Source organism: Arthrobacter sp. Z1-9 (genome assembly GCF_054792695.1).
Genome location: NZ_CP096456.1, coordinates 962,003 through 975,778, shown reverse-complemented (window position 1 = coordinate 975,778; position 13,776 = coordinate 962,003). Strand labels below are relative to the sequence as shown.

At 65.0% G+C, this 13,776-nt stretch carries 14 protein-coding genes; 3 read left to right on the top strand and 11 right to left on the bottom strand.

The window, feature by feature from the left end:
* Positions 1-14 precede the first annotated feature (14 nt).
* The 6 genes from glgX to M1D93_RS04575 all read right to left on the bottom strand — a co-directional run bounded on the left by glgX (position 15) and on the right by M1D93_RS04575 (position 6,682).
* On the bottom strand, positions 15-2,141 hold the full coding sequence (gene glgX, locus M1D93_RS04600) for a glycogen debranching protein GlgX (protein ID WP_461173990.1): 2,127 nt from the start codon (positions 2,139-2,141) through the stop codon (positions 15-17).
* Between the two features lie 93 nt (positions 2,142-2,234).
* Positions 2,235-3,224, bottom strand: coding sequence for a 23S rRNA (guanosine(2251)-2'-O)-methyltransferase RlmB (gene rlmB, locus M1D93_RS04595; RefSeq protein ID WP_461173989.1), 990 nt, complete (start codon positions 3,222-3,224; stop codon positions 2,235-2,237).
* Between the two features lie 101 nt (positions 3,225-3,325).
* Entirely contained in the window at positions 3,326-4,792 is a 1,467-nt protein-coding gene (cysS, locus tag M1D93_RS04590; RefSeq protein ID WP_461173988.1) for a cysteine--tRNA ligase, read from the bottom strand.
* A gap of 9 nt (positions 4,793-4,801) precedes the next feature.
* Positions 4,802-5,302, bottom strand: coding sequence for a 2-C-methyl-D-erythritol 2,4-cyclodiphosphate synthase (ispF, locus tag M1D93_RS04585; RefSeq protein WP_461174925.1), 501 nt, complete (start codon positions 5,300-5,302; stop codon positions 4,802-4,804).
* Between the two features lie 17 nt (positions 5,303-5,319).
* A complete protein-coding gene (ispD, locus tag M1D93_RS04580; RefSeq protein WP_461173987.1) occupies positions 5,320-6,102 on the bottom strand; it encodes a 2-C-methyl-D-erythritol 4-phosphate cytidylyltransferase in 783 nt (260 codons plus the stop codon).
* A gap of 97 nt (positions 6,103-6,199) precedes the next feature.
* Positions 6,200-6,682 (bottom strand): CarD family transcriptional regulator, encoded by a 483-nt coding sequence (locus tag M1D93_RS04575; RefSeq protein WP_011690592.1) that lies wholly within the window; start codon positions 6,680-6,682, stop codon positions 6,200-6,202.
* A 272-nt stretch (positions 6,683-6,954) separates the two neighbouring features.
* On the opposite strand from M1D93_RS04575, the gene M1D93_RS04570 reads away from it, so the two are divergent.
* On the top strand, positions 6,955-7,494 hold the full coding sequence (locus tag M1D93_RS04570; RefSeq protein ID WP_461174924.1) for a hypothetical protein: 540 nt from the start codon (positions 6,955-6,957) through the stop codon (positions 7,492-7,494).
* 89 nt (positions 7,495-7,583) lie between these two features.
* On the opposite strand, the gene M1D93_RS04565 is transcribed toward M1D93_RS04570, so the two are convergent.
* Positions 7,584-8,264, bottom strand: a complete 681-nt coding sequence (locus M1D93_RS04565) for a response regulator transcription factor (RefSeq protein WP_104043086.1) — start codon at positions 8,262-8,264, stop codon at positions 7,584-7,586.
* Complete coding sequence (locus M1D93_RS04560) at positions 8,261-9,502, bottom strand: sensor histidine kinase (RefSeq protein WP_461174923.1); 1,242 nt, start codon at positions 9,500-9,502, stop codon at positions 8,261-8,263. Before M1D93_RS04560 ends, M1D93_RS04565 begins: the two co-directional genes overlap by 4 nt.
* Positions 9,503-9,708: 206 nt before the next feature.
* On the opposite strand from M1D93_RS04560, the gene phoU reads away from it, so the two are divergent.
* Entirely contained in the window at positions 9,709-10,371 is a 663-nt protein-coding gene (phoU, locus tag M1D93_RS04555; RefSeq protein ID WP_461173986.1) for a phosphate signaling complex protein PhoU, read from the top strand.
* 75 nt (positions 10,372-10,446) lie between these two features.
* On the opposite strand, the gene M1D93_RS04550 is transcribed toward phoU, so the two are convergent.
* The gene (locus M1D93_RS04550) at positions 10,447-11,193 is read right to left on the bottom strand and encodes a phosphoglyceromutase (RefSeq protein ID WP_461173985.1); all 747 of its coding nucleotides are present in this window, start codon (positions 11,191-11,193) and stop codon (positions 10,447-10,449) included.
* A gap of 100 nt (positions 11,194-11,293) precedes the next feature.
* On the opposite strand from M1D93_RS04550, the gene M1D93_RS04545 reads away from it, so the two are divergent.
* Positions 11,294-12,139: a class I SAM-dependent methyltransferase gene (locus M1D93_RS04545; RefSeq protein ID WP_461173984.1), complete on the top strand. Its 846-nt coding sequence runs from the start codon at positions 11,294-11,296 to the stop codon at positions 12,137-12,139.
* A 77-nt stretch (positions 12,140-12,216) separates the two neighbouring features.
* Here M1D93_RS04545 and M1D93_RS04540 read toward each other — a convergent pair whose 3' ends face one another.
* The gene (locus tag M1D93_RS04540; protein ID WP_163167969.1) at positions 12,217-12,570 is read right to left on the bottom strand and encodes a DUF2516 family protein; all 354 of its coding nucleotides are present in this window, start codon (positions 12,568-12,570) and stop codon (positions 12,217-12,219) included.
* 9 nt (positions 12,571-12,579) lie between these two features.
* The gene (locus tag M1D93_RS04535) at positions 12,580-13,770 is read right to left on the bottom strand and encodes a trans-sulfuration enzyme family protein (RefSeq protein ID WP_461173983.1); all 1,191 of its coding nucleotides are present in this window, start codon (positions 13,768-13,770) and stop codon (positions 12,580-12,582) included.
* Positions 13,771-13,776: the final 6 nt, after the last annotated feature.

The window sequence follows — 13,776 nt, the reverse complement described above, 5'->3', positions numbered from 1 at the left end:
TTATTCCCCGGTGATCAGCTGCGGTAGATATTGATGGAGTTGGCCTCCAGGAGGTCCTTCTCCCCGGGGGCCACCATGCTACCTTGGCGGAGCTCGTGCAGCGGAGATGTTGTCAGCCGCAGCTCGAACATGGTGTGCCGGGTGCCCTTCGCGCTAATGCGGGGCAGCGTGATCTGCACATCGGAGTTGGTGCCGTTCACCACCACCAGGCCGGCTAACGTGCCGTCGTCGGAACCCAGCAGGAGTTGCATGACGCGGTGCTGGGGATCGTTCCAGCGTTCCATGGACATGGGCTGCCCGGCGTGGTCGAACCAGTACAGGTAGGACTGCCCATCCTGGACAGGAAAGTCATGGGGCTGTGCGGCCAGGAACTCCTTGCGCAGGCGGATGTACCGTTTAGTGCTGCGAAGCATTTCGTGGGACTCCGGCGTCCTGGTCCAGTCCAGCCACGCGATGGCGTTGTCCTGGCAGTACGCGTTGTTGTTGCCCTGCTGGGTCCGCGCCAGTTCGTCCCCGGCGGTGATCATGGGCACGCCGAGGGAAATCAACAGCGTGGCCATGAGGTTGCGGCGGGACTGGGCGCGCTGGGCGAGGATGTCGCCGTCCTCGGTGGGGCCTTCAAAGCCGTGGTTGTAGCTGCGGTTATCACCGTGGCCGTCGCGGTTCTGCTCGCCGTTGGCCTCGTTGTGTTTCCGGTCGTAGGAGACGAGGTCGTTCAGGGTAAAGCCGTCATGGGCGGTGATGTAGTTGACCGACGCGAGCCGGGAGCGGCCGGACGCCGCAAAAAGGGCTGCGGAACCGGACATCACGTCCGCGAGCTTGGCCACCGATCCGCCCTGCCCGCCTGATTCGATGGAAGCCCGGTCCGCCAGCCAGAATGAGCGCACGGCGTCACGGAAGTGGTCGTTCCAGTCCGCCCAGCCGGCCGGGAAGCGTCCGGTCTGCCAGCCGCCGTAGCCAATATCCCAGGGTTCGGCGATCAGCTTGACGCCGGACAGGACGGGATCCGCCGCGATGGCGACGAGGAACGGATGCCGGGGATCGAACTCATTGGCCGCATTCCGGCAGAGCGTCACGGCAAGGTCGAACCGGAAGCCGTCAATGTGGAACTCGTCCACCCAGTGGCGCAGTGAGTCCACCACCAGCTGGACCACCCGTGGTTCCGCAAAGTTCAGGCTGTTGCCGCAGCCCGTGGTGTCTTCGTATTTGCCGTTCCCGTCCGTCCGGTAGTACGTGTCCTCCCCCAGCCCGCGGAAGCTCAGGGTCTCCCCGTCCGGCCCGCCTTCAGCGGTGTGGTTGTATACGACGTCAAGGATGACCTCGAGGCCTGCGGCGTGGAGTGCCTTGACCATTCCCTTGAACTCGTCCTGGACCGCCTGGGGGCCTGCTTCCTGGGCTGCCTTGGTGGCATAGCCGGGGTGCGGTGCGAAAAAGGCTGCGGTGTTGTATCCCCAGTAGTTGGTCAGTCCCAGGTCCTGCAGGTGCGGTTCATCCAGGTGGAAGTGCACGGGCAGCAGCTGAACGGCGGTGATTCCGAGGCTTTTGAGGTGTTCAACAATGGCCGGGTGCGCCAGGCCGGCGTAGGTGCCGCGGATTTCCTCGGGCACGTCGGGGTGGAGCATACTTTGGCCGCGGACATGGGCCTCGTAGATGATGGTGTCGCGCCACTCAAGGCGGAGCCTGCCGTCCGATCCCCAGTCAAAGTCGCTGGCCATCCGGACGCTGGTCAGGAACCCGTCCCGCTGGTCGACTGCACGCCCGTAGGGGTCCAGCAGCAGCGGCTGCCCGCTGTCGTCGTCAATATCCCGGGTGGGCATGGCAAGCGGCAGGGACTGTTCGGCTGATGCTGCCCGGAACCCGTAGCGGGAACCGTACGGCAGGTTGTCCACAATTCCGTGATGAACGCCGTCGCTTACGTTGGGCAGTGCCTGGACGCGCCAGTCACCGCCCGGGGGAATATAGACGATTTCCAGGTTCCGCACGCCGGGGGCGTAGCAGGCCACATTGGCCCGCGCACCCGGGCGGATTCCGTTTCCGGCTGGACCGGCCGCCGCCAAATCCGCGCGCGGGACAGTCACACCGAGTGGAAGAGCCGTTGAGGCGTCCGTGGTGGAAGCAGTGTCGAAGAGCGGCATGACCATCACCTAAAATATTAGCCGCCAAGGGCACATCGCCTGCCTGCGCGTCATACTGGCGCCCAGGCAGGCCCTACGGATTGTGGTTACTGCGTCGGGTTACTTTGCCGCGCGCTGGCGGGAGACCTCGTACAGCGAGATACCCACTGCCATGGAGGCGTTCAGGGATTCCATTGCGGAGTCGATGGGGATCGAAACGATCTGGTCGCAGTTCTCCCGGACCAGGCGGCTTAGGCCCTTGCCTTCCGAGCCCACCACGATGCACACGGGTTCGGCGGCGAGGGTGAGGTCGGGCAGTGAGACGTCACCGTCCCCGTCCAGGCCGAGGACAAAGATGCCCATGTTCTTGAACTGCTTCAGCGCACTGTTGAGGTTGGACGCGCGTGCGACCGGTACGCGGACCGCCGCTCCTGCGCTGGTTTTCCAGGCGGAGGCGGTGACGCCCACGGAGCGGCGCTCGGGGACGATCACGCCGTGGCCGCTGAAGGCGGACACGGACCGGATGATGGCACCGAGGTTCCGGGGGTCGGTGATGCCGTCGAGGGCAACAAAGAGCGGTGCATTGGGGACGTGGCCCTTTTTCCACTTCGCCACCGTCTCCTCGGCAAGGTCGTAGGCGTCCTGGTACTCGTAGGGCGGAATCTGCAGGACCAGGCCCTGGTGGATGGCGTCGTCAGTCATCCGGTCCAGTTCGGGTTTGCCGGTCTCCAGCAGCGGGATGCCGCGCTCCGCGGCGATCTTCAGGGATTCCTTGACCCGGTCATCCATTTCGATACGGATGGCGACGTGCAGGGCTTTGGCGGGAATTCCCGCGCGGAGGGCCTCAACCACGGAGTTCCGGCCGGTGACCACTTCTTCAGTGGCCCGCCCCTTGGGGCCGGACTTGGCGGCGCCGGCACTGCGGGCACCCGTGCCGCGCTTGGCCGCCGAGCGCTCTGCGAGCTGCTTGGATTTGTGCGCCTTGTGGTACGGGCGGTCCTCTGCCTTGGGCGTGGGGCCCTTGCCTTCGAGGGCCTTTCGGCCGTGACCACCGGTTCCGATGGTTGGACCCTTCTTCGCTTTAACCGATCGGCGACCATTGTTGGCCATTGTGTTCCACCCTTGATTGTGTTGACTAAGTCTGCCTACCAGTCTACTGAATCAAGTAAAATCGCCCGACCCGGGCGGAATGGGCGACGGGTATTTACCCCTCAGTCCCGCTTCAGGCTCCAGGTCGCGCCGTCCGGACCGTCCTCCACGATGACGCCGGCGGCGGCCAAGGTGTCGCGGATGGCGTCGGACGCGGCCCAGTTTTTCTCGGCCCGTGCCGCGGCACGGGCTGCCAGCTGCGACTGGACAAGGACGTCGAGGGCGGCTGCTTCCTTGCTGCTGCCCTCGCCCGTGCCTGCGACGGCGTTGAGCCCAAGGACCTCGGTCATCACCATGACTGCGCTCAGCGCGTGACGGCCGGCGTCGTCGTCACCGTCGGCGAGGGCTGTGTTCCCGGCGCGGACCGTCTCATGGAGCGCCGCCAGCGCACGCGGGACATTGAGGTCGTCGTCCATTGCCTCCGAGAATGTGCGCACAGCGTCCGTGGATGAGCCGAAGTTGCCGTCGGCAGGGGCGAAATCGTTGCCGAAACGGGCTGAGGCCTTGGCGAGGAAACCGTCAATGCGTTCGACGGCGGCGGCAGCCTCCTGCAGCGACGTGGGCCGGTAGTCCAGGATGGAGCGGTAATGTGCCTGGCCAAGGTAGTAGCGGACTACCCGGGGCGGGGCCAGTTCCAGCATCTCGGCCGGGCTGATGGTGTTCCCGACGGACTTGGACATCTTTTCGCCCTGGTACGTGACCATGCCGTTGTGCATCCAGAAGTTGGCGAACGCATGGCCTGCAGCCTGGGACTGGGCCAGCTCGTTTTCGTGGTGCGGGAACCTCAGGTCCAGGCCTCCGCCGTGGATATCGAATTCAGTGCCCAGGTATTTGGTGACCATGGCGGAGCACTCAAGGTGCCAGCCCGGGCGGCCGGCACCCCACGGGGACGCCCAGCTCGCGGTGGCCGGTTCACCGTCTTTCGAGCCCTTCCACAGCGCGAAGTCGCGCGGATCCTTCTTCCCCCGCGGGTCGGCATCGGTGGCTGCCTGCATGTCGTCGATGTTCTGCCGCGTCAGGGAACCGTATTTGCTCCAGGAGCGGACGTCAAAGTACACATCGCCGGACTCATCCAAGGCCGGGTAGGCGTGGCCGCGGTCAATCAGTTGCTGGATCAGCGCATGCATCTCCGGTACGTGGCCGGTGGCACGGGGCTCGTAGGTGGGCCGGGAGACGCCCAGGGCGTCGTACGCCTTCAGGAACTCCTGTTCGTAGCGGTAGGCCAGCGCCCACCACTCTTCCTGGCTGACTTCACCGGCCTCAGGCGTGAACTCCGGCGCGAAGGATGCCTCCGACTTGGCGAGGATCTTGTCATCGATGTCGGTGACGTTCCTGACCACTGTGACCCGGAAGCCCCGGTAGGTCAGCCAGCGCGTGAGCTGGTCGAATGCGATGGCTGAGCGGATGTGGCCAACGTGGGGCATGCCCTGCACCGTGGCCCCGCAGTAGTAAAGGCTGGCCTTGCCCTCGACGAGGGGCACGAAGTTCCGGACTTCGGCGGAGGCAGTGTCATAGAAGCGCAGGGTCACCGCTCCAGATTAGCCGATGGCGGTGGAAGGCCTCGGATACACGAGGGCTGTGGCCACGGCGGAGATGCCTTCTCCGCGCCCTGTGAACCCCAGGCCGTCGCTGGTGGTTGCCGTAACGCTGATCGGCGCCCCTGCGGCTTGACTGAGAACCTGTTGGGATTCTTCACGGCGGGGACTGAATTTGGGCCGGTTGGCAACGAACTGGACTGCGACGTTGCCAATTTCGAACCCGGCGGCCCGAACGATCCTGGCTGCTTCCGCAAGGAGGGTGACTCCGGATGCGCCGGCGAACTCGGGACGGCTGGTGCCGAAGTGCGTGCCGAGGTCACCGATCCCGGCGGCTGAAAAAAGGGCGTCCGCCGCGGCGTGGGCCACCGGGTCACCGTCCGAGTGCCCGGCAAGGCCACGCTCGCCTTCCCACAGGAGCCCGCCGAGCCACAGCGGGCGCGGCACGTCCTGCGGGGCGTACGCATGCACGTCGATGCCAATCCCTGTGCGGGGCAGGACCATGTTGACGCCAGCCACAGTCAGCCCTCCACCCAACGGGCGCCCAGGGGCCCTTCCAAAAGTCCCTCGGCGAGGATCAGATCCAGCGGAGTAGTGATCTTCAACGACTGGGTGGAGCCCCGGACGGCATGGACCGGGGTACCAAGCATCTCCACGAGCATCGCGTCATCAGTTACGGCGGAGGACTGCTGCTGGTCCAGGGTCCGGGCCGCTTCATGCGCCTTCAGGAGGGTGTTGAGCTGGAAGCCCTGCGGCGTCTGGACGGCACGCAGGTCTTCGCGGTGCGCGGTCCCGGTAACAACCTCCGGCGCCAGCGCGCTGTCTTCCCCGGTAGTGGCAGCAACGGTTTTGACCGTGTCCACCACAGCGACGGTGGGAATAACGGCCTCGGCTCCGGCGGCCAGCGCGTTCACCACCCGGTGGAAAACCGATTCCGGGGTCAGGGCCCGGGCGGCGTCGTGCACCAGCACGGCGTCGATGCCGTCCATAAGGGCTGCAATGCCCGCCCGGACGGAATCGGCCCGGGTGGCGCCGCCGTCGACAATGGATAGGAGGGGTCCGCCGTCGGCCAGTTCTACCCGGAAGTCCTCGCATAACTGCCGCAGGCCAGTGTCGCCGGCGGGCAGGGCGATGCACACCTGGCTGCTGACCCCGGACGCGACGATGCCGCGGAGGGCGTGCATCAGGATAGGTTCGCCGCCCAGCGGCACTGCCGCCTTGGGCATGCCGTAGCCAAGCCGTTGCCCGGAGCCGGCGGCCACCAGGATCACGGCGGTGACGGGGGGCGTGGGAGTTTCACTCATGCGGACTAGCCTACGTCCCCGCGGCTGGCCCCGCCCGGACCTGAATTTGGGCAAAAAGAAGCCCCGGCGGCACTTGGGTGCCACCGGGGTTCAATTCTTAGGAAGCCAGAACCTCGTCGAGAACGCTTGCAGCCTTCTCCTCGTCGGTCTTTTCAGCCAGGGCCAGTTCTGAGATCAGAATCTGCCGGGCTTTGGCCAGCATTCGCTTTTCGCCTGCGGAAAGGCCCCGGTCGTGATCGCGGCGCCACAGGTCGCGGACGACCTCTGCCACCTTGATGACGTCACCGGAAGCAAGCTTCTCCAGATTTGCCTTGTACCTGCGTGACCAGTTGGTGGGTTCTTCGGTGAACTCGGCACGAAGCACATCAAAAACGTGCTCCAGGCCTTCCTTGCCCACTACGTCCCGAACGCCAACAAGATCTACATTCTCTGCTGGAACTTCAATGGTCAGATCACCCTGAGCCACCTTGAGCTTGAGATACATCTTCTCTTCGCCCTTGATGGTGCGCATCTTGATTTCTTCAATCTTCGCAGCACCGTGGTGAGGGTAAACTACTGTCTCGCCGACCTCAAATACCATGTGGACATTTCCCCTTTCCCGCAGACCAGTTTATCACGATTCAGGCATATGACCGGCCGGCAAAAGGGCTCCGAACCGCGAAAATACGCGGAAAAACGGCACAATCGACCCCCTTGAACCCCTTGACGAACGCGGATATTAGTGCATCGCACGGGCGCTGCCAAGGGAGGATATGACGGCGGCGAATCCTCGTTTGACGGGGTTTGCGGATAGGCTATGGCTGAATAATCTTTCAAAACTCTCGAGGAGTACGTGACGTGCGTTTCACTGCGATGAACCGGGCCCAGCGCGCCAAATTGGCACTGACGGCTGCCGCCCTCGGCGTCGGACTGCTGACGTCAGGATGCGGGTACACCAATTCCCAGCAGACGAGCGAGCAGTACCAGTCGTCAGACGGCATCATCACCGAACTCGGTCCTCTGAAGTTGCGCAACATCCTCATTGTCTCGAACGGCGAAGACCAGCCCGGCCGCGTCATCGGTGCGGTCTACAACTCGTCCTCCCAGGATGTGACGCTGAAGCTAAACGGCGCCGAAGGCTCGGAGACCGAAGTGCCGGTCAAGGCAAACGACTACACCCTGCTGAACAACAGCACCGACGAAGCCATCCTGGACACCACTGGCGGTATCCCGGGATCCCTGGTTGATATCAAGATCAGCGAAGACGGCACCAACGTGAGCAACACCGTGAAGGTTCCGGTGCTGGACGCGACGCTGCCGGAGTACGAGGAATACCTGCCGGCAGGCAGCACCCCGTCGCCGTCGGCAACTCCCTCCCCCACGGCTTCCGACCTCGGCGGCGGCAACCACTAGGCTGCAGGCCCGAAGAAGCTTCGGCATAACAAAAGGGAGGGGCCAGGCGGCTCCTCCCTTTTGTTATGCCCTTTTAGGCTCATTCCCGGCTACGGCTCGAACTTGTAGCCAAGGCCGCGCACTGTCACTAAAAACCGCGGTGCTGAAGGATCGGGTTCGATTTTCCCGCGCAGCCGCTTGACGTGGACATCGAGTGTTTTGGTGTCGCCCACGTAGTCCGATCCCCAGACCCGGTCGATGAGCTGCCCGCGCGTCAGCACCCGGCCGGAGTTGCGGAGGAGCATCTCCAGGAGTTCGAACTCCTTCAAGGGGAGCAGCACCTGTTCGCCGCCCACGCTGACAACATGGCGTTCAATGTCCATCCGGACGGGCCCCGCCTGGACGGTGGAGGAGATCAGCTCCTCCGGCTCGCCCTGGCGGCGCAGCACTGCCCTGACCCTGGCCACCAGTTCCCGGGAGGAGTAGGGCTTGGTGACGTAATCGTCGGCGCCAAGTTCCAGGCCCACTACTTTGTCGATTTCGGAATCCTTGGCCGTCAGCATGATCACCGGGACGCTGGAGCGCTGGCGCAGCTGGCGGCACACCTCGGTGCCGGAGAGTCCGGGAAGCTGGAGGTCCAGCAGCACCAGGTCCGCCCCGTTCCGGTCAAACTCGGTGATGGCGTCCAGGCCGTTGTCCACGACCTCCACCTCGAACCCCTCCTTGCCCAGCAAATACGACAAGGGATCGCTGAACGATTCCTCGTCCTCCACAATCAAAATCCTGCTCAAGCGTTAGCTCCTCGTTCTTTTGCGCCTGCGGCGCGGGGTACTTGGGTGGCAGCGGGGTTCCGGTGTCCGGGTCCGGTCAGTCCCGGGGTGGCGGCCTGCGGAACCTCGTCCTCGCCGTCCTGTCCTTCCATTTCCGGGAGGCGGAGCGTGAAGGTGGATCCCTGGCCCGGCTGGGACCAGAGCGTCACTTCCCCGCCATGGTTGGAGGCCACGTGCTTGACGATGCTCAGTCCCAGGCCGGTGCCGCCGGTATGGCGGGACCGGGCTGAGTCCACACGGTAGAAACGCTCGAAGACGCGCTCCTGGTCCTCGGGGCTGAGTCCCTCGCCCTGGTCGGTCACCGAAATGGAGACAAGCCCATCCCGGGAGCGGACGCCGATGCCCACCCGGGTGTTGGCCGGCGAGTAGCGGATGGCGTTGTCGATCAGATTGCGCAGTGCGGTGACCAGAAGGTCCTGGTCACCGAAAACCTTGCCGTCCGTCCGGCCGCCAACCACAATGCGGATGTTCTTGCTCTCGGCAGGGAGCTGGGACCGGTCCACGGCCTCGGAGATGACGGCGTTGACGTCTACCGGGCGGCCTTCCTGTGCGACGCTGGCACCCTGCAGCCGGGATAGCTCGATGATGTCCTGTACCAGGGCAGCCAGGCGGCCGGATTCCTTGTGCATGCGCTTGGCGAACCGGCGCACTGCCTGTTCGTCATCAGCCGAGGACTCCAGTGCTTCGGCGAGCAGGGAGATGGCACCGACGGGGGTTTTCAGTTCATGGGAGACGTTGGCTACGAAGTCGTTACGGATCTCTTCAGTGCGCGTGATCTCGGTGCGGTCGTCCGCGAGCAGGAGAATGTATTCCTCCCCCAGCATGGCTGCCCGCACCTGGACAATGATGGTGCCCTGCCCCAACGGGCCGCGCGGAAGCTCCAGCTGCTTCTCCAAAATAACGCCGTCCCGCCGGACTCCTGCTGTCATGTCCAGCAGTTCCTTGTGGACCACGGTGTGCCCGCGGACCAGCCCGTAGGCATACGCCGCGGGGCTGGCCCGGACCACGCCGTCCACAGCGTCCACCACCACAAAGGCGCGTCCGACGACGGCCAGCACCTCGGCGGCGCCGGCCGGCAGCGCGATTTCATCGGCGTCGAGGTCCAGCAGGTGCCGCTGCTTTTCGCTGACACGGTAGGCCAGCACGCCGAAGGTGCCCAGTGCCAGGCCGATGAGGCCGGCAACCAGACCGATGAGCATAGGATCCACAGCTCCACCTTATGCGCTGGCTCGCGGCCGTCGGCGCGTCCGGGACTGCTGCACTGACGGTTCAACTAACGTTCATCTTCAAGGACTTAACCGTTTACCGGATACTGGCAGAGTAACCAGTTGGACTGCCGAACGGCGACACGAATTCCTGCTGCCCTGGAGCGGGCGGGACGGAGTTCCAAGGAAAGGACGCCTAAGTGCGCAAGGTTTTTCAGGAAGAGCTCACCCAGGTCGGTGACCAGCTGGTGGAGATCTCCCGGCTGGTCAGCGAAGCCATAGTCAAGGCCACAACATCCTTCGAGGTTGCGGACGTGGACCTCGCCCAGGACGTCATTGCTGCGGATGCCCGCATTGACTTCCTGCAGAACAGCCTGGATGAACGGGCCATCGACATCCTCGCGCTGCAGGGTCCCGTTGCCAGTGACCTCCGGATGATCGTTGGCTCCCTGCGGATGAGCGCCTCGCTGGAGCGGATGGGCGACCTTGCCCGCCATATCGCCCAGCTGGCCCGCCTCCGTTTCCCCTCGACTGTTATTCCGGAATCCATGACCGGAACGTTCAAGAGCATGGCGGAGCTGGACCAGCAGATCGCTGAGAAGCTCACCGTGCTGCTGGAAACCCGCGACCTTGAGGTGGCCCGGGACATCCTGAAGGCAAACACTGCCATCAACGACCTGCACCTCAGCGTCTTCAAGGCCATCGCCGCCCCGGAATGGGCCGAATCACCGGCAACCACCGTGGACGTGGCCCTGGCCAGCCGTTACTTCGAGCGCTTTGCGGACCACGGCGTCTCTGTCGCGCAAAAGGTCACTTACCTCGTGACCGGTGCCTGGCAGCCGAACGGCACCGAGCACAGCTGACACAGCAAGCCCCTGAACAGACGACGGCGGGCCGGTCACCACACGTGACCGGCCCGCCGTCGAACGTTCTGGGGCTTATTTTTTGCCCTGGTTGGCCACGGCCATGATGGCCTCTGCAGCTGCTTCGGGATCCAGGTAGGTGCCGCCGGGCTTGACGGGCTGGAAATCCTCGTCGAGGTCGTAGACCAGCGGGATGCCCGTGGGGATGTTCAGGCCGGCGATGGCTTCGTCGCTGATGCCGTCCAGGTGCTTGACCAGCGCACGCAGTGAGTTGCCGTGGGCCGTGACCAGGACGGTCTTGCCGGCCTTCAGGTCCTCCTTGATGTCCGACTCCCAGTACGGCAGCAGCCGGACCAGGACATCCTTGAGGCATTCCGTGCGCGGAAGGGCGTCGCCCAGGTCCGCGTAGCGGGGGTCGTGCGCCTGGGAGAACTCGGAGTCGTCGTCCAGGGGCGGCGGCGGAGTGTCGTAGGAGCGGCGCCACTCCATGAACTGCTCTTCACCGTATTCGGCGAGGGTCTGGGCCTTGTCCTTGCCCTGCAGTGCGCCGTAGTGGCGTTCGTTCAGGCGCCAGTCGCGCTTGACCGGGATCCAGCCGCGGTCGGCCTTGTCCAAAGAGATGTTTGCGGTGTTGATGGCCCGCTTCAACAGGGAGGTGTAAAGGATGTCCGGGAGAATATTGTTCTCAACCAGGAGCTCACCGCCCCTTGCTGCTTCCGTTCGGCCTTGGTCGTTGAGGTCTACGTCCACCCAGCCGGTGAAAAGGTTCTTGGCGTTCCATTCGCTGTGGCCGTGGCGCAGCAGAATCAGCTTGTAAGTCATGATTTTCATCCTAGCCGAGCGCCGCCGCCGCCCGCCCAGCGTTACAACGGGCGCCACCTGGCAGGGAAGCTCCGGGAGCACGGAAGGATAAGGTTGGGCGGTGGTGCAAAAAGCTGAACGGGTGGCCGCCCCGCAGATAACCGGCAGGAACCCGGGCGGCAGGCAGGGCCGGCCCGTAGGCAACGTAACCCGCGGCACCACCAACCCCAACCGCATGCGCCGCGTTGACCGCTGGTTGACCGGAACGCAGGGCTGGCGGCTCCGGTCTGCGGCGCACCCCCTGGTGGTAGACCTGGGCTACGGCGCCACCCCGGCCACCGCCGTCGAACTCTTTGAGCGGCTGTCCGCAGTGCGTCCCGACATCCAGGTGTGCGGCATCGAAATTGAACCGGACCGGGTCCGCGCTGCCCTGCCGCTGCAGCGGCCCGGCTTGAGCTTCCATGTGGGCGGCTTCGAAATCCCCGTTGCCGGACGGCCGGTGCTGGTGCGTGCATTCAACGTTCTGCGGCAGTACGAGGAAGCGGATGTAGCGGGGATCTGGCGGCTGGTGCAGGACCGCCTGTCTGCGGACGGACTGTTCATCGACGGCACGTGCGACGAGATCGGGCGGCGGGTGGCCTGGGTGGCACTGGATGCCAAACGGCCGCTCTCACTCAGTATTTCCGTCCGGTTTGGAAGTTTTGAACTGCCCTCCGAGGTCGCGGAACGGCTGCCAAAGGCATTGATCCACCGCAACGTCCCGGGCGAACCGGTGCACGCCCTGATGCAGGCCATGGACCGGGCCTGGCTGGAATCCGGTCCGCTGTCCGCCTTCGGCAACAGGCAGCGCTGGCTGTCCATGGCCCGGATCCTGCGCGACGGCGGCTGGCCGGTTCAGGACGGTCCGGCCAGGTGGCGGCTGGGCGAGCTGACGGTGGATTGGGAAGCGGTGGCCCCGCGGGGTTGAGCAAAGGCCGGTGGTGGGACCACGCCGGCCGGGTTCCCTGGGCGGGCTTGGAAGCTAGGGAGCCGTTGGGGAAAACGTCACCAGGGTCCGTAGGGCCCGGTGTTGCGGCTGCCGCCGCGTCCGGCGTCCTTGACGGCCGGGCGCACATCTGCCAGGTAGACGGACGCCGCGACCACTGCCGCGAGCCCGAACAGGCCAAGCGTGCCGAAGAACCCCCCGCCGCTGCCGAAGAACGAAATGACGCCGACGAAGGCGGCTCCGCCTGTCAGTGCCATCCAAAAGGTCTTGGTCCTCTTCCCGGTTGCCTCGAAGGCATTGGCCCGGTGACGGGCGCAGTCCACCACAGCCCACAGTTCAAGCCCTAGGGCCACCAGGGCCAGAATAAAGAACACTGCCTGCTCTACAGGCCGAATAATAAGTTCACCGTCCACAAGCCCAGCCTAGCCGCCCAGCGCGTCCAGCGCCTGCTTCAAGTCCGCCCAGAGGTCCTCAACATTTTCGATGCCCACGCTGAGGCGGACCAGATTTTCGGGCACTTCCGAGGGTTCGGCGGCATGCCGGCGCCGGCGTTCAATCAGCGATTCAACCCCGCCCAGCGAGGTTGCGGGGAGCCACAGCTTAACTGCGCGGACCATTGCGTCGGCGGCGTCGGCGCCGCTCATTCCGCCAGCGGGCGCCACCTGGATGCTGATAATCGAACCGAAGCCCTTCATCTGCGCCTTGGCCCGCTCGTGGCCCGGATCTGCGGGAAGGCCCGGGAACCGGAGCTTTTCGAGCCCGGGATAGGCCGCGAGCCGCTCCGCCAGGACCATCGCAGAAGCCTGGGACCGTTCAATCCGCAGCGCCAGCGTCCGCAGCCCGCGCAAGGCCAGCCAGGATTCGAAGGGGCCGGCAATACCGCCATGAATGGTCCGATGATGGAGCAGTGCAGAACGGATGTCGGGGTTGGAAGTCACCAGGGCGCCAAGGACGACGTCGGAATGGCCCGCCAGGTACTTGGTCACCGAATGCAGGACGACGTCGGAACCCAGGTGCAGGGGCTGCTGGACCAAGGGGGTGGAAAAGGTGTTGTCCGTGACGACGATGGCGCCGGCGGCGTGCGCGGCGGCGGTGAGAGCCTGCATGTCCGCGATGCTGAGCATGGGGTTCGTGGGACTCTCGAGCCACAGCATGGCAGCGGGGCGCCCGGCCGGGCCGCTGGGCGCGAGCGCCTCCTTGACGGCGCCGGTATCCGCGATGTCCACGGTCCGGAGTTCGATGAACCCCTTCTGGGCAAGCTCGGCGGCCATCACCAGGGAGCCGGAATAGCACAGGGTGGGCATAACCAGCACCCCGCCGGCGGGAATGAGGGACAGCGCGGAACTGACGGCAGCGAGGCCGGATGCATAAAGGAGGCCCGGCAGTTCCGCCCCCTCGAGCTGCCCGAGCGCTTCCTCGAAGGGATCCCAGGTGGGGTTGGAGTACCTGCCGTAGCCGCGGTCCCCGTCAGCAAGGGCACCAATGCCGAAGAATGTGGAGGACAGGACGAGGGGCGGGTTGACCGGCTGGTCCCTTTCCCGGGGAGGACGCCCTGCCGCCACCACGACCGTATCGGCCGCCAGGGAAGCCGCTTGCTGTTCGGAAAGGCTCATGCAGGA

Excerpts from the sequence above, each read along its gene's own strand:
- glgX (WP_461173990.1), bottom strand. The coding sequence starts at position 2,141 with ATGGTCATGCCGCTCTTCGACACTGCTTCCACCACGGACGCCTCAACG.
- rlmB (WP_461173989.1), bottom strand. The coding sequence starts at position 3,224 with ATGGCCAACAATGGTCGCCGATCGGTTAAAGCGAAGAAGGGTCCAACC.
- ispF (WP_461174925.1), bottom strand. The coding sequence starts at position 5,302 with ATGGTCCTGCCCCGCACAGGGATTGGCATCGACGTGCATGCGTACGCC.
- ispD (WP_461173987.1), bottom strand. The coding sequence starts at position 6,102 with ATGAGTGAAACTCCCACGCCCCCCGTCACCGCCGTGATCCTGGTGGCC.
- M1D93_RS04575 (WP_011690592.1), bottom strand. The coding sequence starts at position 6,682 with ATGGTATTTGAGGTCGGCGAGACAGTAGTTTACCCTCACCACGGTGCT.
- M1D93_RS04570 (WP_461174924.1), top strand. The coding sequence starts at position 6,955 with ATGAACCGGGCCCAGCGCGCCAAATTGGCACTGACGGCTGCCGCCCTC.
- M1D93_RS04560 (WP_461174923.1), bottom strand. The coding sequence starts at position 9,502 with ATGCTCATCGGTCTGGTTGCCGGCCTCATCGGCCTGGCACTGGGCACC.
- M1D93_RS04550 (WP_461173985.1), bottom strand. The coding sequence starts at position 11,193 with ATGACTTACAAGCTGATTCTGCTGCGCCACGGCCACAGCGAATGGAAC.
- M1D93_RS04535 (WP_461173983.1), bottom strand. The coding sequence starts at position 13,770 with ATGAGCCTTTCCGAACAGCAAGCGGCTTCCCTGGCGGCCGATACGGTC.